At 71.2% G+C, this 22,978-nt stretch carries 24 protein-coding genes; 13 read left to right on the top strand and 11 right to left on the bottom strand.

Annotated elements, in window-relative coordinates:
* Positions 1-31: 31 nt before the first annotated feature.
* On the top strand, positions 32-166 hold the full coding sequence (locus I5071_RS46590; protein ID WP_268921222.1) for a hypothetical protein: 135 nt from the start codon (positions 32-34) through the stop codon (positions 164-166).
* A 31-nt stretch (positions 167-197) separates the two neighbouring features.
* On the opposite strand, the gene I5071_RS11955 is transcribed toward I5071_RS46590, so the two are convergent.
* Both I5071_RS11955 and I5071_RS11950 read right to left on the bottom strand, forming a co-directional pair.
* A complete protein-coding gene (locus I5071_RS11955; protein ID WP_236605561.1) occupies positions 198-1,391 on the bottom strand; it encodes a peptidase MA family metallohydrolase in 1,194 nt (397 codons plus the stop codon).
* Between the two features lie 22 nt (positions 1,392-1,413).
* Positions 1,414-2,253, bottom strand: a complete 840-nt coding sequence (locus I5071_RS11950; RefSeq protein WP_236605560.1) for a hypothetical protein — start codon at positions 2,251-2,253, stop codon at positions 1,414-1,416.
* Positions 2,254-2,310: 57 nt separating this feature from the next.
* Here I5071_RS11950 and I5071_RS11945 point away from each other — a divergent pair, with 57 nt between their 5' ends.
* Positions 2,311-3,033, top strand: a complete 723-nt coding sequence (locus I5071_RS11945) for a lysophospholipid acyltransferase family protein (protein ID WP_236605559.1) — start codon at positions 2,311-2,313, stop codon at positions 3,031-3,033.
* Between the two features lie 349 nt (positions 3,034-3,382).
* Here the strand turns inward: I5071_RS11945 and I5071_RS11940 are convergent, their stop codons facing one another.
* On the bottom strand, positions 3,383-4,696 hold the full coding sequence (locus I5071_RS11940) for a M18 family aminopeptidase (RefSeq protein ID WP_236605558.1): 1,314 nt from the start codon (positions 4,694-4,696) through the stop codon (positions 3,383-3,385).
* Between the two features lie 66 nt (positions 4,697-4,762).
* On the opposite strand from I5071_RS11940, the gene I5071_RS11935 reads away from it, so the two are divergent.
* Positions 4,763-5,491 carry a PEGA domain-containing protein gene (locus I5071_RS11935; RefSeq protein ID WP_236605557.1) on the top strand — a complete coding sequence of 243 codons (729 nt, stop codon included), beginning with the start codon at positions 4,763-4,765 and terminating at the stop codon, positions 5,489-5,491.
* Between the two features lie 110 nt (positions 5,492-5,601).
* Positions 5,602-6,423: an enoyl-CoA hydratase-related protein gene (locus tag I5071_RS11930; protein WP_236605556.1), complete on the top strand. Its 822-nt coding sequence runs from the start codon at positions 5,602-5,604 to the stop codon at positions 6,421-6,423.
* Here the strand turns inward: I5071_RS11930 and I5071_RS11925 are convergent.
* Both I5071_RS11925 and I5071_RS11920 read right to left on the bottom strand, forming a co-directional pair.
* Positions 6,410-8,143 carry a glycosyltransferase family 87 protein gene (locus I5071_RS11925; protein WP_236605555.1) on the bottom strand — a complete coding sequence of 578 codons (1,734 nt, stop codon included), beginning with the start codon at positions 8,141-8,143 and terminating at the stop codon, positions 6,410-6,412. The genes I5071_RS11930 and I5071_RS11925 overlap by 14 nt on opposite strands.
* Complete coding sequence (locus I5071_RS11920; protein WP_236605554.1) at positions 8,140-8,739, bottom strand: hypothetical protein; 600 nt, start codon at positions 8,737-8,739, stop codon at positions 8,140-8,142. Before I5071_RS11920 ends, I5071_RS11925 begins: the two co-directional genes overlap by 4 nt.
* A 156-nt stretch (positions 8,740-8,895) precedes the next feature.
* On the opposite strand from I5071_RS11920, the gene I5071_RS11915 reads away from it, so the two are divergent.
* From I5071_RS11915 to I5071_RS11895, 5 genes are all read left to right on the top strand, one after another.
* Complete coding sequence (locus I5071_RS11915; protein ID WP_236605553.1) at positions 8,896-9,609, top strand: hypothetical protein; 714 nt, start codon at positions 8,896-8,898, stop codon at positions 9,607-9,609.
* The gene (locus I5071_RS11910; RefSeq protein WP_236605552.1) at positions 9,606-10,007 is read left to right on the top strand and encodes a hypothetical protein; all 402 of its coding nucleotides are present in this window, start codon (positions 9,606-9,608) and stop codon (positions 10,005-10,007) included. Before I5071_RS11915 ends, I5071_RS11910 begins: the two co-directional genes overlap by 4 nt.
* Before the next feature lie 2 nt (positions 10,008-10,009).
* Entirely contained in the window at positions 10,010-11,251 is a 1,242-nt protein-coding gene (locus I5071_RS11905; protein ID WP_236605551.1) for a hypothetical protein, read from the top strand.
* Positions 11,252-11,281: 30 nt separating this feature from the next.
* Complete coding sequence (locus tag I5071_RS11900; RefSeq protein ID WP_236605550.1) at positions 11,282-11,842, top strand: GbsR/MarR family transcriptional regulator; 561 nt, start codon at positions 11,282-11,284, stop codon at positions 11,840-11,842.
* Between the two features lie 165 nt (positions 11,843-12,007).
* Positions 12,008-13,399: an ISNCY family transposase gene (locus I5071_RS11895; protein ID WP_236605549.1), complete on the top strand. Its 1,392-nt coding sequence runs from the start codon at positions 12,008-12,010 to the stop codon at positions 13,397-13,399.
* A gap of 240 nt (positions 13,400-13,639) precedes the next feature.
* Here I5071_RS11895 and I5071_RS11890 read toward each other — a convergent pair whose 3' ends face one another.
* Positions 13,640-14,257: a DUF1826 domain-containing protein gene (locus I5071_RS11890; RefSeq protein ID WP_236605548.1), complete on the bottom strand. Its 618-nt coding sequence runs from the start codon at positions 14,255-14,257 to the stop codon at positions 13,640-13,642.
* 116 nt (positions 14,258-14,373) lie between these two features.
* Between I5071_RS11890 and zigA the strand changes: the two genes are divergently transcribed.
* From zigA to I5071_RS11875, 3 genes are all read left to right on the top strand, one after another.
* Positions 14,374-15,642 carry a zinc metallochaperone GTPase ZigA gene (gene zigA, locus I5071_RS11885; RefSeq protein WP_236605547.1) on the top strand — a complete coding sequence of 423 codons (1,269 nt, stop codon included), beginning with the start codon at positions 14,374-14,376 and terminating at the stop codon, positions 15,640-15,642.
* Positions 15,630-15,791, top strand: a complete 162-nt coding sequence (gene rpmG, locus I5071_RS11880) for a 50S ribosomal protein L33 (RefSeq protein ID WP_236605546.1) — start codon at positions 15,630-15,632, stop codon at positions 15,789-15,791. The genes zigA and rpmG overlap by 13 nt, the downstream gene beginning before the upstream one ends.
* Positions 15,792-16,300: 509 nt before the next feature.
* The gene (locus I5071_RS11875; protein ID WP_236605545.1) at positions 16,301-16,672 is read left to right on the top strand and encodes a hypothetical protein; all 372 of its coding nucleotides are present in this window, start codon (positions 16,301-16,303) and stop codon (positions 16,670-16,672) included.
* A 1-nt stretch (position 16,673) separates the two neighbouring features.
* Here the strand turns inward: I5071_RS11875 and I5071_RS11870 are convergent, their stop codons facing one another.
* Both I5071_RS11870 and I5071_RS11865 read right to left on the bottom strand, forming a co-directional pair.
* Positions 16,674-17,858 carry a PQQ-binding-like beta-propeller repeat protein gene (locus I5071_RS11870; RefSeq protein ID WP_236605544.1) on the bottom strand — a complete coding sequence of 395 codons (1,185 nt, stop codon included), beginning with the start codon at positions 17,856-17,858 and terminating at the stop codon, positions 16,674-16,676.
* Positions 17,855-19,141, bottom strand: a complete 1,287-nt coding sequence (locus I5071_RS11865; protein ID WP_236605543.1) for a tetratricopeptide repeat protein — start codon at positions 19,139-19,141, stop codon at positions 17,855-17,857. The genes I5071_RS11870 and I5071_RS11865 overlap by 4 nt, the downstream gene beginning before the upstream one ends.
* Before the next feature lie 247 nt (positions 19,142-19,388).
* Between I5071_RS11865 and I5071_RS11860 the strand changes: the two genes are divergently transcribed.
* Positions 19,389-19,940: a porin family protein gene (locus tag I5071_RS11860; RefSeq protein ID WP_236605542.1), complete on the top strand. Its 552-nt coding sequence runs from the start codon at positions 19,389-19,391 to the stop codon at positions 19,938-19,940.
* Between the two features lie 186 nt (positions 19,941-20,126).
* Here the strand turns inward: I5071_RS11860 and I5071_RS11855 are convergent, their stop codons facing one another.
* The 3 genes from I5071_RS11855 to I5071_RS11845 all read right to left on the bottom strand — a co-directional run bounded on the left by I5071_RS11855 (position 20,127) and on the right by I5071_RS11845 (position 22,974).
* Positions 20,127-21,257 (bottom strand): hypothetical protein, encoded by a 1,131-nt coding sequence (locus tag I5071_RS11855; protein ID WP_236605541.1) that lies wholly within the window; start codon positions 21,255-21,257, stop codon positions 20,127-20,129.
* A gap of 79 nt (positions 21,258-21,336) precedes the next feature.
* Positions 21,337-21,711, bottom strand: coding sequence for a ComEA family DNA-binding protein (locus I5071_RS11850; RefSeq protein WP_236605540.1), 375 nt, complete (start codon positions 21,709-21,711; stop codon positions 21,337-21,339).
* 39 nt (positions 21,712-21,750) lie between these two features.
* Positions 21,751-22,974 carry an aspartate kinase gene (locus I5071_RS11845; RefSeq protein WP_236605539.1) on the bottom strand — a complete coding sequence of 408 codons (1,224 nt, stop codon included), beginning with the start codon at positions 22,972-22,974 and terminating at the stop codon, positions 21,751-21,753.
* Positions 22,975-22,978: the final 4 nt, after the last annotated feature.

Raw genomic sequence — 22,978 nt, 5'->3', positions numbered from 1 at the left:
ACCCCGCGCCTCCTGGAGGAGTACCCGCACCATGGTCTCGAATACGAAGCAGACCGAGCGTCGCCGCCGCGCCAAGCGCGCGACCGTGGGCCGCGCCCAGAAGCGCGAGCGCACCAAGGCCGGCACGCCGAAGTTCCCGATCAATCCCGAAGAGAAGAAGGGCTGACCCGCCGGGGGCCCGCACGCGCCACACACGCTCAATGAAGCGTGTGGCTGCGGCCTTCCCAGACGATCGTCGGCACGTGCGGATCGCGCGGGCCCCTCGCTTCACGCGGCGGGCTCGCGTCGTCGTCTCCGTCGTCCGAGTCGTCGTCCTCGTCGCTCGGATCCGAGTCGTCCGCGGTCGCATCATCGCGCACCGGACGCGTGGTGGTGACCACCGCGATCCGCGCGACCGCAGCAGCGCGCGCGGCGGTCGCCTCCTCGGCGCCCCAGCGATCCAGCGTGCGCTTCGCGTCGCGACGCCGGCGCCACCACGCGAGCACCACCAGCACGCCGATCAGCGCCCAGATCAGCCCCGTCCCGAGCAGCAGCGGCATCGCGCCGTAGCGCTCGGAGAGGCCCTCGCGCCACTCGTGCTCGAGCTGCCCGATCCCGGCGCTCCACGTCTGCGAAACCGCCGTCTCGAACGGTTGATCACGCGCGATGCGCGACACCAGCTCGCGGAAGTGCGCGTCGTCGCCGCCGCGCAGCCGCAGCCACTCGACGAAGTCGGCGCTCTCCGCGTAGGCGACGCTCACGCGGTGCGCCTGCGCCGGGAACCCGCGCGAGAGATCGTCGAGCGGCAGCAGCGTGCCTCGGACCGTCGCTTCCCAGAGCGTCTGCACGCGCTCGAACGAGCGCTCGCGCGCCTGGTGGATCGCGAGCCCCTCGGAGAGCCAGCGCGGCACCGGGCGTCCGGCCGCGGCGCGATGCAGCGCGACGTGGCTGAGCTCGTGCGTGAGCACCTGCGGCACCGAGGGCCGCTCCCACGTGCTCGGCGCGCTCAGCGTGAGCAGCACGAGCCCGGTCGCGGGGTACGCGACGCCCACCGCGTATCCCGGGGGCGGCGCGCTCGGCGGCGCCAGCGCCGCCATCTCCTCGGGATCGCGCGCGATGCGGATCACCAGCGCGTCGTCGATGTCCCGGCCGAGCTCGCGCTCGATGCGCGGCCACTCCCGCCCCAGCGTCGCGACCAGCTCGTCGACGAGCGGGCTCGCGGCGCGGGGATGGTCCCAGCGAACCTCCCCGACGACCCGGGTGACGAAGCCTTCCGGCGCCTCTGGGAGCGCGCTCGCCTCGAACTGCGCGAGCGACACGTCGCTGGGGACCGGAGGGTCGTCGGCGCGCGCCCGCGAGACGGGCGCGACGAGCAGGAGCAACGCGGTCAGCAGCGAGGACAGCAGGCGCATGCCGGTCGGCCTCGACGTGCCGCTAGTCCATCGGCACGCCGGGCTGGAACCGTAGCATCGGGGGCGGGTCGCCGCCGTCCGCTGCGACGACCACGACGAACACGATCGCGGCCGCGAGCAGGCCACCTGCCGCGAAGTACGGCCAGTTCTGCTCGAACCAGTCGGGCTCGTCCTCCGGCTCGGTCGCCTGGGTGGCCGCAGTGGGCACTTCGGGCGCCGGCAGCTCGGTCGTCTCGGGCTCCGCGGGCGCCGCGACCGCACCTCGCGCCGCGACGCGCGCCCGCCGGGTCACGAAGCTCACCACGCGCTCGGGATCGATCTCCGCGAGCGGCAGCGTGCCCTCGAAGAACTGCCCGGTGCGCACGTCGAGCGCCACGGCCTCCGGTCCCTCCGCGCCCTCGCGCAGCGCGAGCACGAGCACCGCACCGGCGCGACGACCGAGCCGTCCGAGCACCGGCGCATCGCTCGACTCGCCGAGCCCGAGACGACGGCGCTCGCGTCGCACCTCGTCGAGCCCGTCCTCGGGCGCGCCCGCGTCGCCACGCAGCGCCGCGCGGAGCGCGGTGTCCGACGGGAGCCGCAGATCGCCCGAGAGCGCGAGCCGCGCCTCGATCTCCACCGCGCTCGCGACGAGCACGGGATCGGGATCGCCGACGACGATCACCGCGACCTTCGGCGCGACCCGCGGGGCCTCGGGCTCCGCGCTCTCCGGCGCCGACTCGGTCGGGGTCGCGGGCTCGCTCGCCTCTTCCGGAGGCGCGGCCTGTTCGGCGGGTGCGTCGGGCGGCTCGCTCGTCGTCTGCGCGACGGCGATCGCTGGGAGCAGCATCGACGCGAGGAGCGACACGACGACGGAGCGCATCGCGCGCCTTGTAGCGGATCGTTGCTCGTTGCGCCCGCCGCCGCGTATCTTCCGCCCGTGCGCGCGCGCCTCGCTGGAAACGCGCTGATCACGTTCTCGTGGACGAGCGTGATGTGCTCCTATGCGCTCGGGTACCAAGCGCTGCGCCACGACGCGAAGGCGCTGGAGCGGCACACGCGCCTCTGGGCCCAAGGCCTCGCGCGCGGCTGGGGCATGGAGGTCGAGGCGCACGACGTCGATCGGGTGCCGCGCGACGAGCCGTGCGTCCTCATCGCGAACCACCAGAGCCACGCCGACGTGGTCGCGCTGTTCATCGCGCTGCCGGTGCTGCCCGTGTTCCTCGCGAAGCGCGAGCTCCAGGCGGTGCCGCTCTTCGGCCGCATCATGGAGACCGGCGGGCACGTGTTCATCGATCGCGCGAAGCACGATCGCGCCGTCGAGACGATCGACGACGCCGCGCGCCGGCTCCGCCCCGGCAATCCGCTGCTCGTCTTCCCCGAGGGCACACGCGGCGCGCGGATGGAGGTCCAGCGCTTCAAGAAGGGCGGCTTCCACCTCGCGCGCAAAGCCGGCGTCGCGATCGTGCCGATCGGCATCCGCGGGTCGCGCGCGGTGTGGCCGCGCGAGGCCGCGGCCGCGGTGCCGGGCCGCATCGTGATCCACGTCGGCGAGCCGATCCCCGCCGGCGTCGTGACCTCGTCGCCGCTCGAGACGCTGATGGACGACGTCCGCGAGCGAATCAGCGAGCTCTCCGCGCTCCCGCTCGCCGAGCGCCGCTAGAACCGAATTCGACCCGGCTCGAGCTGCCCGCGCGTCGGTTCGAACCGAAATCGACCCGGCGCGAGCTGCCTGCGCGTCGGTTCGAACCGAATCGGACCCGGCTCGAGCTGCCTGCGCGTCGGTTTCGAACCGAATCGAACCCGGCTCGAGCTGCCTGCGAGTCGGTTTCGAACCGAATCGAACCCGGCTCGAGCTGCCTGCGCGTCGGTTCGAACCGAATCGAACCCAGCTCGAGCCGGGTCGAAATCGGTTTCGGCAGACGAGGACCCGGCTCGGGCTGGGTCGAAATCGGTTTCGTCAGGCGAGGACCCGGCTCGAGCTGCCTCGGAATCGGTTCGGGTCCCGCGGCTCAGCTGCGCGCGGTGAAGAACGCGCGCATCACCGCGATCATCTTCGCGACGTCGGCGGCGCCGCTCATCTCGCGGCACGAGTGCATCGAGAGCATCGGGTTGCCGACGTCGACCACGCGCATGCCGAGCCCCGCCGCCGTGATCGGACCGATGGTGCTGCCGCACGCGAGATCGGTGCGGGTCACGAAGCGCTGCGGCGTGACGTCCGCCTCGGCGCACCACAGCTCGAAGCGCGCCTGGCCCTCGGCGTCGGTCGCGTAGCGCTGGTTCGCGTTCGACTTGATCACCGGGCCGCCGCCGAGCTGCGGCTGGTGCTGCGGCTCGTGCTTGTCCGCGTAGTTCGGGTGCAGCGCGTGCGCCATGTCGGCGGACACGAAGAACGAGCGCGCCAGCGCGCGCGGCAGCGCATCGCGCGATGCCTTCGGGTGCGCGGCGCAGATGCGCGTGAGCACGTCGCGGAGGAAGGGCCCGTCGGCGCCCTGCGCGCTCATGCTCCCGACCTCTTCGTGATCGAAGAGGAACACGCCGCGCGTGACGTGCGGCGCCGCCGGCGCATCGAGCAGCGCCGCGAGCGACGCGTGGCACGACGCGAGGTTGTCGAGCCGCGGCGCGAACACGTACTCGCCGCGCACGCCCCCGCGCGTCGCGGGCACCACGTCGTACGCGCAGAGCTCGAACGCGAGCACGTCGCCGGCCGCGAGGCTCTCGCCGTCGCGGCGCACCGCGTCCGCGAGCATCGCCTTGAAGTCGAGCGTGCCGCCCGACTCGAGCGCGAGCAGCGGCACCATGTGGCTCTGCGCGTTGAGCACGAGGCCCTCGGTGTTCACCGCGCGATCGAGGTGGATCGCGAGGCTCGGCACGCGCAGCATCGCGCGATCGAAGCGCACGAGGCGCGCGTCGAGCGTGCTGCCCGCGCGCACCATCACGCGACCGGCGAGCGCGAGGTCGCGATCGAGCCACGTGTAGAGCAGCACGCCGCCGTAGATCTCGACGCCGATCTGGTGCTGCCCCGAGCGCTTCAGCTGCGCGTTCGGCTTCACCCGCAGGTTCGGCGAGTCGGTGTGCGCGCCGACGAGGCGGAACCCCGCGGTCTCGGGCGGCGCGTCGCCGATCTCCAGCGCCGCGATCGACGATCCCGCGCGCACGACGTAGACGCGATCGCCGGGCTTCACGCTCCAGCTCTCGGCCTCGTCGAGGCGGCGATAGCCCGCGGCCTCGAGCCTGCGGATCGTCTCGCCGACCGCGTGCCAGGGCGTCGGCGACGCGTTCACGTACGAGATCAGATCGTCGGCGGGATCGAGCGCAGCGTTCATCGTCGCGTGAGGGTAGCAAACCGTCGTGGTGGATCTCGCCTCGTGATCACCCGTACGATGAGGCGCGTGCTCGTCCTTCGTGCTGCGCTCGCAGCGTTCCTCGGCGCCCTCGTGTGGTCCGCGATGGTCGCGCCGGCCGACGCGCAGCGACGTCGTCCCCCACGCCAGCCCGCGCAGGGGACGCTCGTGCTCGAGGCGACGCAGCCGGGCGCCGAGGTGTTCGTCGACGAGCAGCCGGTCGGCACCACGCCGCTCGATCCGATCTCGCTCGCGCCGGGCTCGCACACGCTCCGCGTGCGCCTGGCCGGCTACACCGAGTTCACCGACGTCGTGCACGTCGCGCCGGGGCAGCGCACGGAGGTCTCGGTCGAGCTGTTCCCGCTCTCGCAGGTGCTCTCGGTCACGACCGAGCCTCCGGGCGCGCACGTCTACATCGACGGCGACTTCATGGGCGACGCGCCGGTCGAGTTCGATCTGCTCGAGGGCGCGCACTCGCTGCGCGTCGCGCATCGCGGCTACGCCGACGTCGTGCGTCAGATCGAGGCGCGCGCCGGCACGCGCGAAGCGCTGCAGCTCACGCTCGAGGCGTTGCCGCCCGAGATGCTCTCCGACACGCCGGACACGACCGAGTGGTACGAGGAGCCGGTCACGTGGATCGCGATCGGCGGCGGCGCGGTGGCGATCGCGGTCGCGATCACGGTGATCGCGGTGGTCACGACGAGCGAGCAGGGCTCGGAGCTGCAGACGTTCTGCGAGCTGCCCGGCGGGTGCTTCCGCGTCGAGACGCCGTGGTGAGCCAAAAATCGGCTCGGCCAGCGCGGGTCCTCCCGTCCGCGTGCTCCGCACGCTGCGGTGAGCACCCGCGCTTGACGCGTTCGCGGCGCGCGGGGTAGGGCGCGCGGCATATGACGAACCAGGTCGAGCGCGAGATCGAGACGGCAGGTGGGTCGGTGGGCGTGCGCGCCGAGCGCCGTGGCGCGCTGGCGATCTGGACGATCGATCGTCCCGATCGCCGCAACGCGCTCTCGCGATCGGTGGTGCGCGAGCTGGGTCGTCTGGCGCGCGAGGGCGCGAAGGATCCGACGCTGCGCGCGGTGATCGTGACCGGCGCGGGGGATCAGGCGTTCTGCGCAGGCGCGGACCTCAAGGAGCGCCAGGGCATGGTCGAGGAAGAGGTGCGCGACTTCCTCAGCCTCTATCGGGTCTCGCTGCGCGACCTCGATCGTCTGCCGGTGCCGGTGATCGCGGCGATCGACGGAGTCGCGTTCGGCGGCGGGCTCGAGCTCGCGCTCGCATGCGATCTGCGCATCGCGTCGCGGACGTCGCAGCTCGGGCTCACCGAGACCTCGCTCGGGATCATCCCGGGCGCGGGCGGCACCCAGCGCCTCACGCGCGAGCTCGGTCCGGCGCGGGCGAAGGAGCTGATCCTCTTCGCGCGTCGCCTGAGCGCCGACGAGGCGCTCGCCTACGGCATCGTGCAGCGCCTCGCAGCGCCCGATCAGCGCGCGCTCGACGCGGCGATCGAGTGGGCGCAGCCGCTACTCACCGGCGCGCCGATCGCGATCTCCGCGGCGCTCACCGCGATCGACGCGGCGGCCGATCAGCCGCTCGAAGAAGGGCTCTCGATCGAGCGGCTCAGCTACGAGCGCACGCTCGCGTCGAAGGATCGGCTCGAGGCGCTCGCCGCGTTCGCGGAGAAGCGAAAGCCCGTCTTCAAGGGCGAGTAGCCTCTTCGGTCTCGGTGGGCGCGCGAGCGGGCGAGGGCGGGGTCTCGTCCTCGCCGCGCTCACGGGCGCGCTCGCGCTCGACGTAGCGGATGACCTCGGGGATCACCGGGTTGCGGCCCATGCGCGAGAGATAGAAGCGCGCGAGCCACTCGTTGCCCTGCGCGAGCTGCACCTGCGCCGCGCGCTCCAGCCGCTCGTCGGGGATGGGCTCGATGTCGAGCGCGCGCGCCAGCGCGTAGGTGACGCCGTCGCGATAGCCCATCTGCGCCATCTCGCCCGCGAGCTCGCGCAGCGCGACGGGATCGTCCATGCGCATCATGAAGCGCTGTGCGGTCTCGGTCGCGTGCGACGGCGTGATCTCGCGGCGCGCTTCTTCGCGCAGCAGCAGCGCCGACATGAACGCGCCGTGACCGAGCCGCAGCTGGGGCGCGATCTCGATCGCCTCCTGGTACGCGCGCAGCGCGCCGGCATGGTCACCGGCGTCGCGACGCACCTCACCGAGCTTCAGCCACGCGTAGAACGCGCGCGGCTGGGCGCTCACCGCGTGCTGCCAGAGCGCGAGATCGCTCGCCCACGCGTTCTCGTACGCGACGGTGCGCAGCGCGAGCGCCGCGCACAGCGCGAGCGCGATCGCCACGACGACGCGGTTCGGGCGCAGCGCATCGACGCACGCGCCGAGCACGAACGCGATCCCCAGCAGCGGCAGGACGACGTAGCGGTCGTGCCACTGGAAGTGCAGCGGCAGGACGTTCGACACCGGCGCGAGCAGCACGACGAACGCGATCATCCCGAAGAGCACGCGCCGACCGAGCTCGTGGGCGCGGGCGCGCCACGCGAGCACGATCGTCACCACGATCGCCGCGCACCCGATGATCGTCCCCGCGACGCTCGGCGCCTCCTCGCGCGCGAGCGGATAGATCGGCGACACCGACGCCGGCCACAGCGCGGTCCCGAGGTGGTGCGCGTACGTCGCGAGCACGAGCGAGAGCGATCCGCTGCCGGTGCGGATCATCTCGTTCTCGCGCCACAGACCGACGACCACGACCGCCAGCGCCGCGCCGATCACGAACGAGGGCACCTGCGCGATCGCCGCGCTCCGCGCGTCGCGCTTGCGCAGCACCACGTCGGCCGCGAACAGCACGATCGGCAGTGGGAGCACGATCGTCTTCGTGAGCGCGGCCAGGACGTAGAGCGCGCGCGAGATCCACGCGCGGCGATCGTTCCACCGCTCCGATCCCAGGTGCGCGATCGCGCTGCCCGCCGCGAGCGCGACCGCGAGGACGTCCTTGCGCCCCGTCGCCCACGTCACCGCCTCGACCTGCACCGGATGCAGCCCGAAGAAGAGCGTCGCGATCACCGCGGGCACCAGCGAGAGCCCGAGCTTCCGCATCAGCGCGAGCACGAGCAGCAGCGCGCCGCACCACAGCGCGAGCGACACCGCGTGCACCACCGGCGCGCTCGGTCCCGCCCAGGGCACGTCGATCCAGTACGAGAGCAGGTGCAGCGGCTGGTACGCCTCGAAGCGCGGCGCGCTCCACATGCGGACCAGCGCGTCCCACGAGACGTGCTGCGCGTCGGGGTTCTCGACGAGGAAGCGCCCGTCGTCCCAGCTCGGCACGAGCCCGCCGCCCACGCCGCGCGCGAACGTCGCGATCGCCGCGACGACGACGACCGCGCGCGCGATCCACTCGTCGCGCGCGTTCTTTCGCGGATCGGTCATTCGAGCGTGATGGGATAGCGCACGACCATCTCCGGCCCGTCGAAGCGGGGGAACTGGATCGCGCGCGCCGCGTCGCGGAGGCACTCGCCGCAGTCGCCGGTCGTCACGACCGCGGGCCCGCTGAGGTTCACCGCGGTCGCCCGCCCGCTGCCCGCGATCCGCAGGCCGAACGTGAGCCGTCCGCGCACCGGATCGTCGCCCGCGGCGAGCACGAAGCAGCGCCGGATGCGCCCCATCGCGCCGTCGAACGCCGCGTCGATCTCGGCGCCGCTGAGCTGCTGCTCGCCGCCGGTCCCCTCGCCGTCGATCACGCGCATCTCGCCCTCGCGCAGATCGTCGCCGGTCACCGCGTCGCCGCGGGGCACGCTCTCTTCGATCGATCCCTCGGTGCTCCGCGAGCCGCGTCGCCCCGAGCGCCGCCCGCCGCGACGCTTCGTCGTCTCCTCGGGCGCGGCTGCGATCTCGGTCGCCTCCTCGATCTCCGCGACCTCTTCGGGCTCGCTCGGAGGACCCCAACCGAGCGCGAAGTGCAGCGCCGCCGCCGCGCTGCCCCAGACCACCGTCGCTGCTGCGAACCCCGCGAGGAACCTCGACACGGCCGCGTGTCTACCACGACGTTTTCGGGCCTGCGAGCACGCATAGGCCTCGCTTGACCCCATCAGGACGCTCATTTAGGGTCCGCCACCGTGTCGAGGCTCCAGGCTTTTTCGCTTCGAATCGCAACGACGTCCGCGCACCTCGCGCTCCCACTGATGCTGGCGATCGCGTGCGTGGGCTTCGTGCCCACCATCGCGGCGCCCACCATCGCGCGCGCACAAGACGCTCCCTCCGAAGAGCCCGAGGAGGCCGGCCGCTCGCGCGGCGGCCGCGCGTGGGGCGAAGAGGGCGTCGAGGGAGGAGGCGAGGGCGCACGTCCCGCCTACCACCGCTACGGGCAGGCCTTCGCGACGCTCGGCGCCGGCGGCACCGTCCGCCTCCTCGCGCACGCGGCGGTGTGCGATCCCGGCGTGCCCGGCCGCGAGGGCTGTCGCTTCTCGCCGCCGTACCTGCAGCTGCGCGGCGGCTGGTTCTTCGAGGGCGACGGCGAGCTCCAGCACGGCGCCGGCCTCGGCCTCGCGACCAACCTGACGCCCGACGGCACGGCAGGTCTCGGCATCGACGCGCTCGGTCAGTGGGCGATCACGCCGACGTACTTCCTCCGCTACTGGTTCGACGAGTGGTTCCAGCTGATGGGCCACGTCGGCGTGCCGCTCGTGCTCTCCGCGGTCACCGGCACGTCGCGCCAGGCGAGCACCGACTTCAACTGGGGCCTCGAGCTCCAGGTCGGCCTCGTCTTCAAGTTCCTCACCGGGCTCGGTGCATACGCCGCGGTGAACGGTGCGGTCTTCTTCGCAGGCGACTCGATGGTGTGGCCGACGATCAGCGGCGAGGTCGGTCTGATGTTCGAGTACGAGGTGCTTCCGTGACCCCGCGCGCCAACTTCCTGCTGCGTGCAGCAGTGGTCCTGATCATGGCGATGTTCGTCGGTGCGCCGACGCCCGGCTACGTGTCGGGCTGCAGCAGTGGCGGGACCAGCGTCGATCCGCAGGAGTACTGCCGCGGATACAACGAGCGCACGTGTGCGCGTGATCGCGTCGCGGGCCGCCTCGACGAGCCGGGCTACCAGGCGTGCGTCGGGCAGATCCCGGTGATGTGCTCGGGCTTCAACTTCGGCGCGGGGTGCAATCCCACGCAGTCGACCGTCGACGCGTGCTTCAGCGCGCTGGTCGATCCCACGCGCGTCGGCACCGACGACGCCGCGCTCCCCGAGTGTCAAGCTGTGTGCGGTGGCTCCGGCGGTGGTTTCGAACCGGAGGGGATCTGACGATGAAGTCCCTACAGCGTGGGATCTCGGTGCTCGCGATCGCGGGCGCGCTCCTCGGGCTCGTTCCGGGCTGCGCGACGGTGGCGACGCACGAGGAGTACGTGGCGTACCGCGGCGTGCGTCAGGCGAGTGAGCGCAACGATCGCCTCGCCGCGCTCGAGCGCTACGCGACGACCTATCCGGGCGGCCTCTGGATCGAAGAGGTCCGCGCCGAGCGCGCAGAGCACGAAGAAGCGGTGTGGACCGAGGGCAACTCGACGCGCGAGGGCCTTCAGTTCTACCTCGCGGTCTTCCCCGACGGCGCGCACGTCGAGGCTGCGCAGCAGCGCCTCGCCGCGCTCGGCACGGTGCAGGAGCGCCGCGAGGTCGAGCAGGAGCACGTGCAGGAGGTCCAGCAGGAGCAGCGCGCGGTCGCGGCCGAGGACCGCCGCCTCTGGGTCACGCGCGCCGTGACGTTCTGGACGCGCACGCTGCTCGGCATTCGCAACTTCGGCCAGCCGATCTCGGCGGTCGCGCGGGCGAACCCCGACTTCTCGCAGGCGTTCGGCCAGCCGCCGGCGCCGGTGTGCAACCCCCAGGGCTGCCTCAAGCACTACCACGCGAGCTACGTGATCCCGGTCCCGGGCGCGACGCGCATCGATCGCGAGATGCACGTGTTCCTCCGGCTCCACCTGGATCGCGGGCGCGTGCAGCGCGTCGAGGTCCTCATGCCCAACAAGGGCTTCTCGCGCTGGTACGAGCTCGAGAACCGCACGCTGGTCACCGACGAGGATCCCACTCAGCGCATGGCCGCGATCGAGTGGGCCATGCAGCGCCTCGAGCCGGTGATCGCCGAGGTCGCGACGGGCGCGCGTGCGATCGACGTGGTGCCCGAGCCGATCGCGCCGATCTCGCAGGCCGCTCAGGCCGCGAGCACGCGCGCCGAGGAGTCGGACACCGAGGTGCCCGGGCAGCCGCAGCCGGCGCAGCCGGAGCAGCAGGCGCCCCAGGCGGGCGGTGAAGCGCAGCCGGCGGACGGCAGCATCGACCAGCTGCTCGAGCAGGCGGTCGGCGGCGGGGCGGCCCAGGGCGAGCAGCCGCAGGCGCTCCCCGAAGAGCCGCCGCCCGACACGTCGGCGCTCGTGCTCCCGATCGGCCTGCGCGGCCTGCAGCGCGGCAACGTGCGCATGGTCGTGTTCGCCGCGGGCGACGAGGACTACGCCGAGGCCTACGACGGGTTCTACATCGAGCTCGCGCGGGACTGATCCGCGATCGGGCGAGACGACGCGTTCGACGTGAGCGACGAGGGCACACGCGACGTCTCCACGATGAGCCCCGCGGAGCGGATCGTCTCGGAGGCGATCGGCCGCTTGATGGAGTTCTGGGGCTTCAAGCGGAACATGGGCCGGGTGTGGGTCGTGCTGCACCTGAGCGACGAGCCGCTCACGTCGCGCGATCTGCGCGAGCGGCTCGTGCTGTCGAGCGGCTCGGTCTCGATGACGCTCAACGAGCTGCAGCGCTGGGGCGTGGTGAAGCGCGTCTGGGTGCAGGGCTCGCGGGCCGAGCACTTCGCGGCCGAGAACAGCCTCTGGAAGATGGTCTCGCGGGTGCTGCGCGAGCGCGAGCTCGTCGAGATCCACGAGGCCATCCTGGCGTTCGAGGAGGGGCTGCAAGCGCTCGCCGAGCAGACGCCGCGCGACGACGTCGAGCGACGACGGCTCGCGATGCAGAAGGAGCGCGTCGAGGAGCTGCTCGAGGTGGCGCGGCTGGGCCGCGGGCTGCTCGAGGCGCTGGTCTCGACGGCCCGGGTCGACGCGACGGCGCTCGCGAAGCTGCTCCTGGGCAGCAAGGACTGAGACCGGCGGTCGTGGCCCGGATCGCCTGGATTTCCTGGTAGGCAACTTGACATAATCCATCTTCTGCGAAGTTCCGGTGTAGGCGCGAAGTAGGAATGTCCGCTTCGTGCAAAGTAGGAATGTCCGGTCCGGGGTATCGCGCCGCGCATGGCGAGGCCCCTGTCGATGAGCACCGAGGAGCTCGATCGTGCCGGCGTGATGGCGAAGCTCGTCGAGCGCCGTCTGACACAGCGGCAAGCCGGCGAGCTGCTCGGCCTGACCGAGCGCCAGGTGCGTCGGCTTCTCCGCAGCTACGAGGCCGGTGGCCCGGCCGCGCTCATCGCGAAGAGCCGCGGTCGGCCCAGCAATCGACGGCTCCCCGACGAGCTGCACGACCGTGCGCTCGACATCGTGCGCGCGCACTACGCCGACTTCGGGCCGACGCTCGCTCGCGAGAAGCTCATCGAGCGCCACGGCATGAGCGTCTCGGTCGAGACGCTTCGGACGTGGATGATCGACGCGGGCCTCTTCGTCCCACGGCGCCGTCGGGACCGGCGCGTGCACCAGCCTCGGCACCGCCGCGCTTGCCGCGGTGAGCTCGTTCAAATCGACGGCTGCGACCACGAGTGGTTCGAGGATCGCGCTCCGCGCTGCGCCCTGCTCGTCTTCGTTGACGACGCGACCGGCGAGCTGATGGAGCTGCGTTTCTGCGCGGGCGAATCGACGTTCGACTACTTCGCCTCGGCACGCCGCTACCTAGAGCGCCACGGCCGTCCCGTGGCGTTCTACAGCGACAAGGCGAGCGAGTTTCGCGTCAATCGACGGGACCACGGCGGCGATGGGCTCACGCAGTTCGGGCGCGCGATGAGCGAGCTCAACATCGACGTCATCTGCGCGCACAGCGCGCCGGCGAAGGGTCGCGTCGAGCGCGCGCATCTCACGCTGCAAGACCGCCTCGTGAAGGAGCTCCGCCTCGCCAGAGCGGGCTCGATCGACGAAGGCAACGCGCTCTTGCCAGCCTTCATGGCTGACTACAACGCTCGATTCGGCCGCGCACCGGCGAACGCGACCGACGCTCATCGTCCGCTGCTCGCCGGTCAGCGCCTCGATGACGTCTTCCAGCGACGAGAAGAACGGAAGGTCACGCACAACCTCGCGGTCAACTACCAGCGCGTGCTCTACGTGCTCGAGCCCTCGGCGACCGCACTCGCTCTGCGAGGCAAGCGGGTCCAGGTGTTCGAAGACGACGAAGGCCGGGTCAGCATTCGCCATCAAGGCGTCGAGCTGCCGATGCGCGCCTTTCCGAAGGACCGCGCGCAGAACGCGGTCGCGCTCGGCGATATCGTCGACCACGAGCTCATCGGCACCACCCTCGATCAGATTCAGCGCCGCCAACAGGAGCGCGAGGACGACCCGCTCGGCGCGATCCTCGATCAGATTCATCGCGACCAACGCGACCGCGAAGAGCAGACGCTAGCCGCGGCGCGCACGCATCGCGAGCGGCGTCTCATCGCAACCCGTCTGCACGAAGCGCGCACCGCACCGTGGGACGAGCCGCCGTTCGGGCGCACGTCGTAGAGAACGAGCTCCACGCACAGGAAGAGAACGAGCTCCACGCACGGGAACGCAGCGCAAGCTTCCGACGGATCAGCCTCGTCGCGTCGGCACGACGAAGAGCACATCGGGCGCCATGCTGGAATGCGCGAGGCCATCACCTCGAGCGCCTACCCGGCGCAGCGTCTCTTCGAGATCTCGTAGGCGCGGTCCGATTGGTACCGGGAGCGGCATCGCGCCGATCACCATGCGGCGGTCGGGACACTAGTACGAACCCGGCAGGTCGATCTTCAGCATGAGGCGTCGCTCGCCGCGCTCTTCGATCGGTGGCGAGCGGTGCACCGCGCCGTTGCCAGCATTGCCCTCGAACGCCTCGCCCTTGAGCAGCACGATATCTCCTTCGCGCGCGTGGATGACGCGCGACGCGTTCGGAACGATCGCGCGGTTCGCCTCGTCGAAGCCGAGGTCCGCTCGTCCGATGTACTCGCGGCGCGCATCGCCGTTCGCGACGAGCTCCGTGCCTGGCCCGGCGTAGGTCACGAGCATTCGCATGCGCACGTAGTCGACGTGGAACTTGCGGCACGCGTCGCACGAGACGCTCTCAAGGCGAACCTGGGCGCTACGCCGATTCGTGATCGCGAGGAAGATCGCGGTCAGATGGCGCGCATCGGCGCCGATCGTCTCCGAAGCTTCCGGCGGTAATCCATCGACGATCGGAGCAATGCTGGTTCCCGGCGCGATCTCGAGCGACCGCTGCAGCGGCTCGTTCGCGATTGCACGACAAGTGTCGACGACGCGCTCCGGAAGCACGCGTCTCACGAGCCACGCGTTGACGCGGCACTCGAGGATGCCTCCGAGATGTTCGATCGAGGGGACCAGCAAGACCGATGTTCCGTCCGATGCATGGATCGCAGAGCCAGCATCGCATCGGCGTATCGCATCACAGTCGCATATGCAACCGCGTTGCATGAGCATGCTAGATGCGATAGCGTCGCGCCATGCACAACCCTGAACCGCCGAAATCAGAACGTCTGCCCGTCACTGTCCTCTCCGGCTTCCTCGGCGCAGGGAAGACGACACTCCTGAACCACGTTCTGACCAATCGTGAAGGTCGACGCGTTGCGGTCATCGTCAACGACATGAGCGAGGTGAACATCGACGCTCGCCTAGTCGCGCGCGGCGATGCGAACCTGTCGCGCACCGAAGAGAAGCTCGTTGAGCTCTCGAACGGATGCATCTGCTGCACGCTGCGAGACGATCTACTCGCCGAGGTCAGCCGTCTCGCGCGCGAGGGTCGCTTCGACTATCTGCTGATCGAGTCGACCGGAGTCGGAGAGCCGCTGCCGGTTGCTCAGACATTCACGTTTCGCGACGAGACCGGCGTGAGCCTCGCGGACGTCGCGCGGCTCGACACGATGGTCACCGTCGTCGATGCGCGAACGTTCCTCGAGCACTATCAGTCGGCCGACGAACTCGGGGACCGCGGGCTCGCGATCTCGAGCGAGGACGAGCGCAACCTCGCCGACCTACTCGTCGATCAGGTCGAGTTCGCTGATGTCATCGTGCTGAACAAGACGGATCTCACCGCGCCGGCAACGCTCGAGACGCTCGAGGCGCTGCTCCGCAAGCTGAATCCTGACGCGCGGCTCGTGCGCGCGACGCACGGCGGGGTTCCGCTCGACGTCGTCCTGAACACCCAGCGATTCGACTTCGAGCGAGCGACTCGCGCGCCTGGCTGGTACCAGGAGCTCGAGGGAAAGCACAGGCCGGAGACCGACGAGTACGGCATCTCGAGCTTTGTGTGGAGGTCCAAGCGACCGCTGCATCCTGAGCGATTCGATGCCTTCCTCAAGAGCGAATGGCGAGGCGTGCTGCGGAGCAAGGGCTTCTTCTGGCTCGCGACGCGCATGTCGGAGGCGCTGTCGTGGAGCTCGGCAGGTCCCGCCGCACGCGTCGAGCATGCGGGGTACTTCTTGGCGGCTGTCGACCGCGCGAATTGGCCGAGCGATGCAGCGTTCCTCGCTGAAATCGAGGCGAGCTGGGACCCGGAGTTCGGTGACCGACACCAGGAGATTGTGTTCATCGGCATCGACATGAACGAGCGAGCGCTACGCGAGGGCCTCGACGGGTGTTTGCTTACGACCGAGGAGATGACGATGGGCGTGGCCCGGTGGCGTCGTGAGCTGCGGGATCCGTTTCCTGCATTCGCCGTCGACGAAGCCATCTCGAGTGACGAGCGCGGCGAGGTTGCATCATGCGCCACGTGATTCACGTCGTCTCGACGGCTGGCACCAGATACGCGTACGTCACGTCGAAGAACAAGCGCACTGCGCCCAGCAAGCTTCAGCTCGTGAAGTTCGACCCGATCGCGCGCAAGCACGTGCTCTTCGTCGAGAAGAAGATCTCGCGCGACTGAGTGAGTCCTGATGTCGAGCTCGGGCACGCCGGCGCGTGCGGCGGTCGTCGCGAGGCCTGCACGAAGCGAGTGCCCGAAACGCGTCTGCCTTGCCGTCGAGGTTCGCGGCATGCGCGGTGCGCTGCACGACGCCGACCTGCTCTTCCAAGCGCTCTCTCGATGCGGTACGAACGCAGGAGCATCGTCCTGACGACGAATCTCCGCCCTCTCCGACTGGCCGGCCATCTTCCCGAGCGCGACGTCAGTCATCTGCCCGTCGATCGCGTCACGCCAACGTGATCCCCGCGCTCTGGTTCGACGATGCTGCGAGGTCGAGCTCGACGTACGCGGGCGTTTCTAGGCGCGGCGCGCGACGCCGCGCCGTGCGCTTGCTGTCCCGTAACGACGACCGGACATTCCTACTTGGGAGAGAACCGGACATTTCTACTTCGCGTTGACATCCGGATCGGGATCGGGGGCCCTGCGTGCGGCGACTTGCTCGCCTCCCGCACGGAGCAACGTGCCTCGCGATGGAACCAAGGCTCGTCGTCGTCGCCGCAGTCGCGGCGGCGGGGCTTCTTCCTGGGTGCGTCTCGGGACCGCGTGCGCGCATCGTCGGCGAGCCGGTGCCCTCACGGTCGAGCGAGCTCCTCGCGGAGACGCTCGCGAGCGCGAGCGAGCCCATTCACCGCTGCATCGGCGGCGCGCGCAGCGGGACGCTCCGGGCGCTCCTCGTGTTCGCGCCGCACGGCCTCGTCGCGTCGGTCCAGCTGCCGGACTGGCAGGCCCCGACCGACGACGTCGAGATGCGCTCGTGCGTGGCGGACGTGCTCTACGGGCTCGAGCTCCCGCCGTTCGACGGCAAGGAGCTCCACGTCGACGTCGCCTACGATCTCCGGTGACTCAGAGCAGCCGGAACACGAACAGCGTGCCCGAGTTCGACACCGCGCCTCCGAGCCCCTCGGAGAACTCCGCCGGCGCCGCGAACCCGTGACCGGCCTCGATGCGCCCCAGCTCGGTCCCGCGGCCGAGCGAGAGCGTCAGCAGCCCGCCTTCGCTCTCACCGACGATCACCACGTCACCGACCACGCGCGGGACCGTGGGTGATCCCCGCCCGATGCGGCTGGTCCACACGCGCTCGCCGTCGGCCGCGCGCAGCGCCATCACGCCGAGGTCTCCCGAGCTCGCGATCAGCAGCCCGCCGGGCGCCTCCGCGAGGCCCGTGATCCCGGTCAGCTCCTCGCGGAGCCAGCGCACCGAGCCGCTCGAGCGCTCCAACGCGTAGAGCCCGCCCGCGAACGACGCGGCGTACACCGTGTCGCCGATGATCAGCGGCGTGGTGTCGACGTCCGTGAACCGGATCGTGTCGCTCGTCGTGCGCAGATCGGCGGTCGTGTCCCGCTCCCAGAGCACCGCACCGTCGCGGGGATCGAGCGCGACCACGACGCCGTCGGTGAACCCGGTGATCAGCTGGCGATCGGTGAGCGCGAGGCCCGCGTGCTCGGTGACGTAGAAGCCCTCGGGCGCCTCGCGCCGGTAGCGCCACAGCGCCTCGCCGGTCGAGCGATCGAACGCGGCGACCACGTCCGCGTCGGTGATGATGTAGATCGCGTCATCGGTCGCGACCGGCGGACGACCCACCGCGCCACCGACCTCGGCATGCCACCGGACCTCGCCGGTGGACGCGACGAGCGCGTGGAGGCGACCGTCGTCGCTCGCGACGTAGACCTCGTCGCGGTCGGGATCGACCAGCGGCTGCGAGCCGATCGCACCGCCGGCCTGGTACATCCAGATCTCGGTGCCCGCGCCGCTCAGCGCCCAGAGCGACCCAGCGCTCGAGCCGACGTAGATGCGATCGCCACGTGCATCGAGCGCCGGGACGGCGCGCTCGATCGGCAGGTACGGACCTTCGTCCTCGGGCGCGATGCGCTTGGTCCAGCGGATCGGCAGGCGACCTTCGCGTGTGCGCCCGCGCGGCGCATCGTGGGCCTGCTCGTACGTCCCGAGTGGGATCGAGACGCCGCCGCACGCTCCGAGCGACGCGGCGCCGACCCCGATCCCGACCAGCGCCGCGAGCGCCCGCTTCACTCGGGCTGACCCTCGCCGGGCGCGCCCGCGCCCGCACCGAGCTGACGGCGCAGCTGCTCGAGGATCTGCGGATCGATCCCCTCGAGCCCCGGCGGAAGACCGCCGGCGCCGCCCGGGCCCTCGGGCCCGATCATCATCGGCGAGCTGCTCGAGGCCGAGCCCGGATCGAGCTCGCGGAGCCGCACCTCGGCCTGCGCCAGCACGTACGGGAACTCCGGCTCGCCCTCGCTCGACTCCTCGCGCAGGCGCTCGATCAGACCGCGCAACGCGGTCGTCGCCTCGACGCGCTCGCCCTTCGCGATGCGCATGCGCGCGATGTGGAAGTCGGCCGGCGCTTCGTACGCGCCGTCCTCGATCGAGCGCAGCTCCTGGTACTGCTCGATCGCCTGATCCCACTGCTGATCGGCCTCGTACGTGAAGCCGATGCCCTCGAGCGCGCGCCACGCGACGATCGGATCGCCGCCCGCCTCACGAAGCGCGGTCTCGTACGCGCCGCGCGCGTCCTCGTTGCGGCCGAGATCGAAGAGCGCCCTCGCCTCGCCCAGGCGCGCCCAGCGTGCGGCGTCCGAGCCGCCGGCCTCCGAGAGCACGCGACGATACGCCTCGAGCGCGGCCTCGGCGCGCGCCTCGCGCGTCGGGAACGTGCGCTCTTCCTCACGACCTTCGACCGGCTCGGGGCGCTCCTCGCCCTCGCGCACGACCTCGGCGTTCGCGATCTCGACCGCCTCCGTGAGCAGCGCGCCCGCGGCGTTCGCCTGCGACGCGTGCCACCACGAGTAGCCGACCCAGCCGAGCGCACCGACGATCAGCACACCGACGATCCCGGCCGCGAGCTGACGGTTCGCCTGCGCCCACTCGCCGGCCTTCGACGCGGCGACGCCGATCGGCGACTCCTTGAGGACCTCTTCGGCGTCCTTCGCGGGCGCACCACCGCCGGTCATCGCGAGCTCGTCGGTCGCGGCGCCTTCGGCGGCGAGCTGAGCCTTCTTCGCGGCCTTCTTCGCCGCCTTGGCCGCCTTCGCCGCGGCGAGGCGCGCGCCCGCGCTGCCGCGAGGTGCCGACTTCGCGACCCCGGCGCTCGAGACCGGCGCGACGGCCGCCGCTTCTGCGGCGTCGCCTTCGTCCTCGTCTTCCGTGCCCGCCTCGTTGTCCTCGGTGGACCCGCTCGCCTCGCGCGTCTCCTCGGACGCGTCCTCCGTGGCGGCGGCCTCGGCCTCGTCGGAGCGCGTCGTCGGCTCGCCGCCCTCGCGCTCCTCGTTGTCCTTCTTCTCCTCGGTGGACACGCTTCTCTCCAGGACCTGAGTCGCCGGCGGGGCCGGCTCGGACGCTCGCGCGCCGTCGGTGGGCACGCCGCGCGGGTCTCGAGCACCCCGTCGCGGAGCGCTCGGATCACGCGGGATCCGGGCAGGGCCCGGCGCGAGGGCGGGACATTACACGCGGCCCCAAACACCTGCAACTCGCGGCCCGAGTAGGAAACGCGGCCTCCGACGTGGACTCGACAGCACCACGGACGGGGGACATACGACGGCGGTGCGCGCCGTACCCACCTGCTTCGCCGCAGCGATCGCCGCCGCCCTGCTCTGCCCGTCCAGCGCCCACGCGTACGAGGACCAATTCGGCCTCGCGCTCGGCGTCGGGTACGCCGCGGTCGCGAGCGACAATCCATTGCCCCACAACGGGTTCGTCGTGCAGGTCGAGGGCTCGCTCGGCCTCGACGACACGTGGGAGGTGCGCGCGCTCGCCAACTACGCGCTGCACGTGGACGACGGGCTGCTCCACCGCACGTCGGTGGGGCTCGAGCTCGTGTACCTGATCGACATCCTCGAGCTGGTGCCGTTCTTCGGGCTCGGCGTCGACGCTCCGGTCTCGATCTGGGATCGCGAGGACACGACCGACGCGTGGATCGACTTCGCGGGCCACGCCGTGGTGGGGCTCGACTGGCTGGTGTCGCGCGAATGGGTGCTCGGCCTCGAGGTGCGCCCGTACGTGCTCTTCACGTCGTTCAGCGATCAGCCCCCGCGGCCGGCGGACCCGGTGTGGATCACCGCGATCCTCCGAGCGCAGATGCTGTTCGAGATCTGAGCCTCACTCGGTGCAGGAGATGGGCGCAATCGCGCCCGCGCCGGCCAGATCTTGCGGCTCGCGCGTTCCGACGCTCGGCGTGACCGTCGTGAAGCCGTCGACCTCGCGGAGCCCGGGCGCGCCTCCGCGCGGTTCTCGAAAACGAGAACCGCGCGGGTTGCGTCCGACGAGCGCGGTCCCGTCAGCTCACTCGCAGGTCAGGCCTTCGACGTCCGACTCGTTGCGCAGGCGCAGCGTCCAGCGGCCGAAGTTCGGCAGCAGGATGCCGGTCACCGTGGCCGTGTCGGTGCCCTCGGCGAGGGTGTCGAAGTGGCTGCGCACGCAGGCCGTGCTCGGGAAGTTCGAGACCTGGATGTCGAGCTCGATCGTCGGGGCGTCCGTCAGGAACGCCGAGTACTGCGTGAAGCTCCCGTCGACCGTCGCATTGATGCGCACGTCTTCGACGCGCAGCAGCGTGCCTTCGAGCGCGAGCGCTCGCGGACCGGGCGCGCCTTCGGCAGCGACGAGATCGGCGACCGCGACGACCGTCGGCTCCGGCGCGGTTCCGGCGGCCCCACGCGTGATCGTCGCCGTCCCGCCGAGGAAGACGTTGGACTGCTCGAAGTCGGTGCACGGCGAGGGCGGCGGGCCCGACGGACCGGCGCAGAACTCGTTGTAGGTCGCGTTCTCGATCGCGGTCACGGCATCGCCCGGCGCGAAGTCGGCGCTGATGCGGTTGGGCGCGAGCGCGAAGCAGTTCGCGGTGCCCTCGGGCAGATCGATGAGCTCCTGCACCTGGATGGCGCTGAAGTCACCGCCCTCGGCACTGCCGACCCACACGGCGAAGCGACAGGTACGCGACGAGCCACCGGTGGCCGATCCGACGAGGAGACGCGGCGTGAGCGCGATCATGCCCTCCTGATCGACGGTGATGCGCGCGCCGGGCGCGGGGTGCGCCGCGTCTTCACGGTCCTGGAGCTGCTCGATCGTCACCGTGGTCGGCGCGCCGCCGTCGGCGCGCACGCCGCCGTCGGCGCGTCGCCCGCACTCGCTCGTCGCCGGGCAATCGGTGCGCACGCTGCAGCAGTCGAAGTCGTCGCAGTCCGCGAACTCGTCGGGCTCGTTGTCGCAGCCGTCGCTGCAGGCGGCGACCGTGTTCTCCGGTCCCGTGCTCGTGCACATCGAGGTCGCGGCGTCGCGGCCCGCGTCCATCCCGCCCCCGCCGGCGTCGGTGCCGCCGGTTCCGTCGTCGTCGCCGCAGGCGACGGTGAAGATCGTGGTGCACGCGAGCAGCGCGGCGAAGGAAGCACGGCTCGCTGAAGTACGAATGGCGCGCATGCGGTGAAAACCCCTGGCTTCTGTGAGAAGCCGGTCGGTCTACGCTCGGCGCCCGGACCGTGCAAGCGAGCGTGGTGCGTCATTCGCGCGACGTCGCGGCGCCTCCGACCCGCACCAGCGCGCGCAGCTGCTCGATCGTCGCCGGGCCGATCCCGCGCACGCGATCGAGATCGTCGACGCTCGTGAACGGCCCGTTCGCCTCGCGATCCTCGATGATCCGGCGCGCCAACGAGGGACCGATCCGCGGGAGCGCCTGGAGCGCGGCCGCGTCGGCGACGTTCAGATCGAGCGGGCCGGTCTCGCGCTCCTGATCGGGCTCGGGCGCCAGGTCGACCGCAGCCGCGGGAGGACGCTCGGCGCGATGTCGCGCGGCGAGCACGCCCAGCGCGACCGCGACGAGGAGGACACCGAGCGCAGCGATCGGAGACGACGAGGGGCGACGAGCGGTCGACACGCGGGGCGCCATCGAGCGCGCCCCCGCGTCCGTTGCGGATCACTCGCCGAGAGCGAAGCCGTCGTGCAGCGCGCGCACCGCGAGCTCGTGGTACTTCGAGTGGATCAGGCACGAGACCTTGATCTCGCTCGTGCTGATCGCCTGGATGTTGATGCCCTCGTCCGCGAGGATGCGGAACATCTTCGCCGCGACGCCCGCGTGCGAGCGCATCCCGAGCCCGACGATCGAGACCTTCACGACCTCGCCGTCGACGTCGACGCCCTGCGACTCGAAGAGCTTCTTCGCGATCTCGCGCGCCTTGTCGACGTCGCCCTTCGGCACCGTGAACGTCATGTCCGTAGTGCCCTTGCCCGTGCCCGCCGTCGCGCTCGGGTTCTGGATGATCATGTCGACCGAGATGCGCGCGTCCGCGAGCGCCTCGAAGAGCGACGCCGCGCGGCCGGGCTGATCGGGCACGTCGCGGATCGTGACCTTCGCCTCGTTCTTGTCGCTCGTGACGCCGGCCACGACGACCGACTCCAGCGAGGCCTCTTCACCGACGACCCACGTGCCGGGGGCGTCCGAGAAGCTCGAGCGTACGTGCACCGGGACCGCGTACTTCATCGCCAGCTCCACCGATCGGATCTGCAGGACCTTCGCGCCGAGAGAGGCCAGCTCGAGCATCTCCTCGTAGCTGATCCGCCCGACCTTCTTCGCGTTCTTGCAGACGTTGGGGTCCGCCGTGTAGACGCCCTCGACGTCCGTGTAGATCTCGCACGCGACGCCCTGACCGAGCGCCGCTGCGATCGCGACCGCCGTCGTGTCCGAGCCACCGCGGCCGAGCGTCGTGACGTTGCCCTCGTCGTCCACGCCCTGGAAGCCCGCGACGATCGGCACGCGACCGTCGCGGATCGTCGCGAGCAGCACGTCGGCGTCGAGGCCCCGGATGCGCGCCTTCGTGAAGCCGCTGTCGGTGCGCAGCCGGACCTGGTGCCCGAGGAACGAGCGCGCCGGCACGCCGAACGACTCGAGCGCGATCGCGAGCAGCGCGACCGAGACCTGCTCGCCCGTCGCGACCAGCGCGTCGAGCTCGCGCTCGTTGGGATGCTTGGTGATCTGTGCGCCGAGGGCGAGCAGGCGATTGGTCTCGCCGGACATCGCGCTCGCGACGACCACCACCTCGTCGCCGGCCGCACGGGCACGGGCGACACGCTGGGCGACGTTCTTGATCCGCTCGATCGAGCCGACGCTGGTGCCGCCGAACTTCTGGACGATCAGGGCCACGGGG

Origin of the sequence: Sandaracinus amylolyticus, from assembly GCF_021631985.1 — a bacterium.
Taxonomy (GTDB): Bacteria; Myxococcota_A; Polyangia; order Polyangiales; family Sandaracinaceae; genus Sandaracinus; species Sandaracinus amylolyticus_A.
This window is presented reverse-complemented; position numbering and strand designations above follow the sequence as displayed.

Excerpts from the sequence above, each read along its gene's own strand:
- I5071_RS11855 (WP_236605541.1), bottom strand. The coding sequence starts at position 21,257 with ATGCGCGCCATTCGTACTTCAGCGAGCCGTGCTTCCTTCGCCGCGCTG.
- I5071_RS11925 (WP_236605555.1), bottom strand. The coding sequence starts at position 8,143 with ATGACCGATCCGCGAAAGAACGCGCGCGACGAGTGGATCGCGCGCGCG.
- I5071_RS11950 (WP_236605560.1), bottom strand. The coding sequence starts at position 2,253 with ATGCGCTCCGTCGTCGTGTCGCTCCTCGCGTCGATGCTGCTCCCAGCG.
- I5071_RS11955 (WP_236605561.1), bottom strand. The coding sequence starts at position 1,391 with ATGCGCCTGCTGTCCTCGCTGCTGACCGCGTTGCTCCTGCTCGTCGCG.
- I5071_RS46590 (WP_268921222.1), top strand. The coding sequence starts at position 32 with ATGGTCTCGAATACGAAGCAGACCGAGCGTCGCCGCCGCGCCAAGCGC.
- I5071_RS11905 (WP_236605551.1), top strand. The coding sequence starts at position 10,010 with ATGAAGTCCCTACAGCGTGGGATCTCGGTGCTCGCGATCGCGGGCGCG.
- I5071_RS11930 (WP_236605556.1), top strand. The coding sequence starts at position 5,602 with ATGACGAACCAGGTCGAGCGCGAGATCGAGACGGCAGGTGGGTCGGTG.
- I5071_RS11875 (WP_236605545.1), top strand. The coding sequence starts at position 16,301 with ATGGAACCAAGGCTCGTCGTCGTCGCCGCAGTCGCGGCGGCGGGGCTT.
- I5071_RS11940 (WP_236605558.1), bottom strand. The coding sequence starts at position 4,696 with ATGAACGCTGCGCTCGATCCCGCCGACGATCTGATCTCGTACGTGAAC.
- rpmG (WP_236605546.1), top strand. The coding sequence starts at position 15,630 with ATGCGCCACGTGATTCACGTCGTCTCGACGGCTGGCACCAGATACGCG.
- zigA (WP_236605547.1), top strand. The coding sequence starts at position 14,374 with ATGCACAACCCTGAACCGCCGAAATCAGAACGTCTGCCCGTCACTGTC.
- I5071_RS11895 (WP_236605549.1), top strand. The coding sequence starts at position 12,008 with ATGAGCACCGAGGAGCTCGATCGTGCCGGCGTGATGGCGAAGCTCGTC.
- I5071_RS11915 (WP_236605553.1), top strand. The coding sequence starts at position 8,896 with ATGCTGGCGATCGCGTGCGTGGGCTTCGTGCCCACCATCGCGGCGCCC.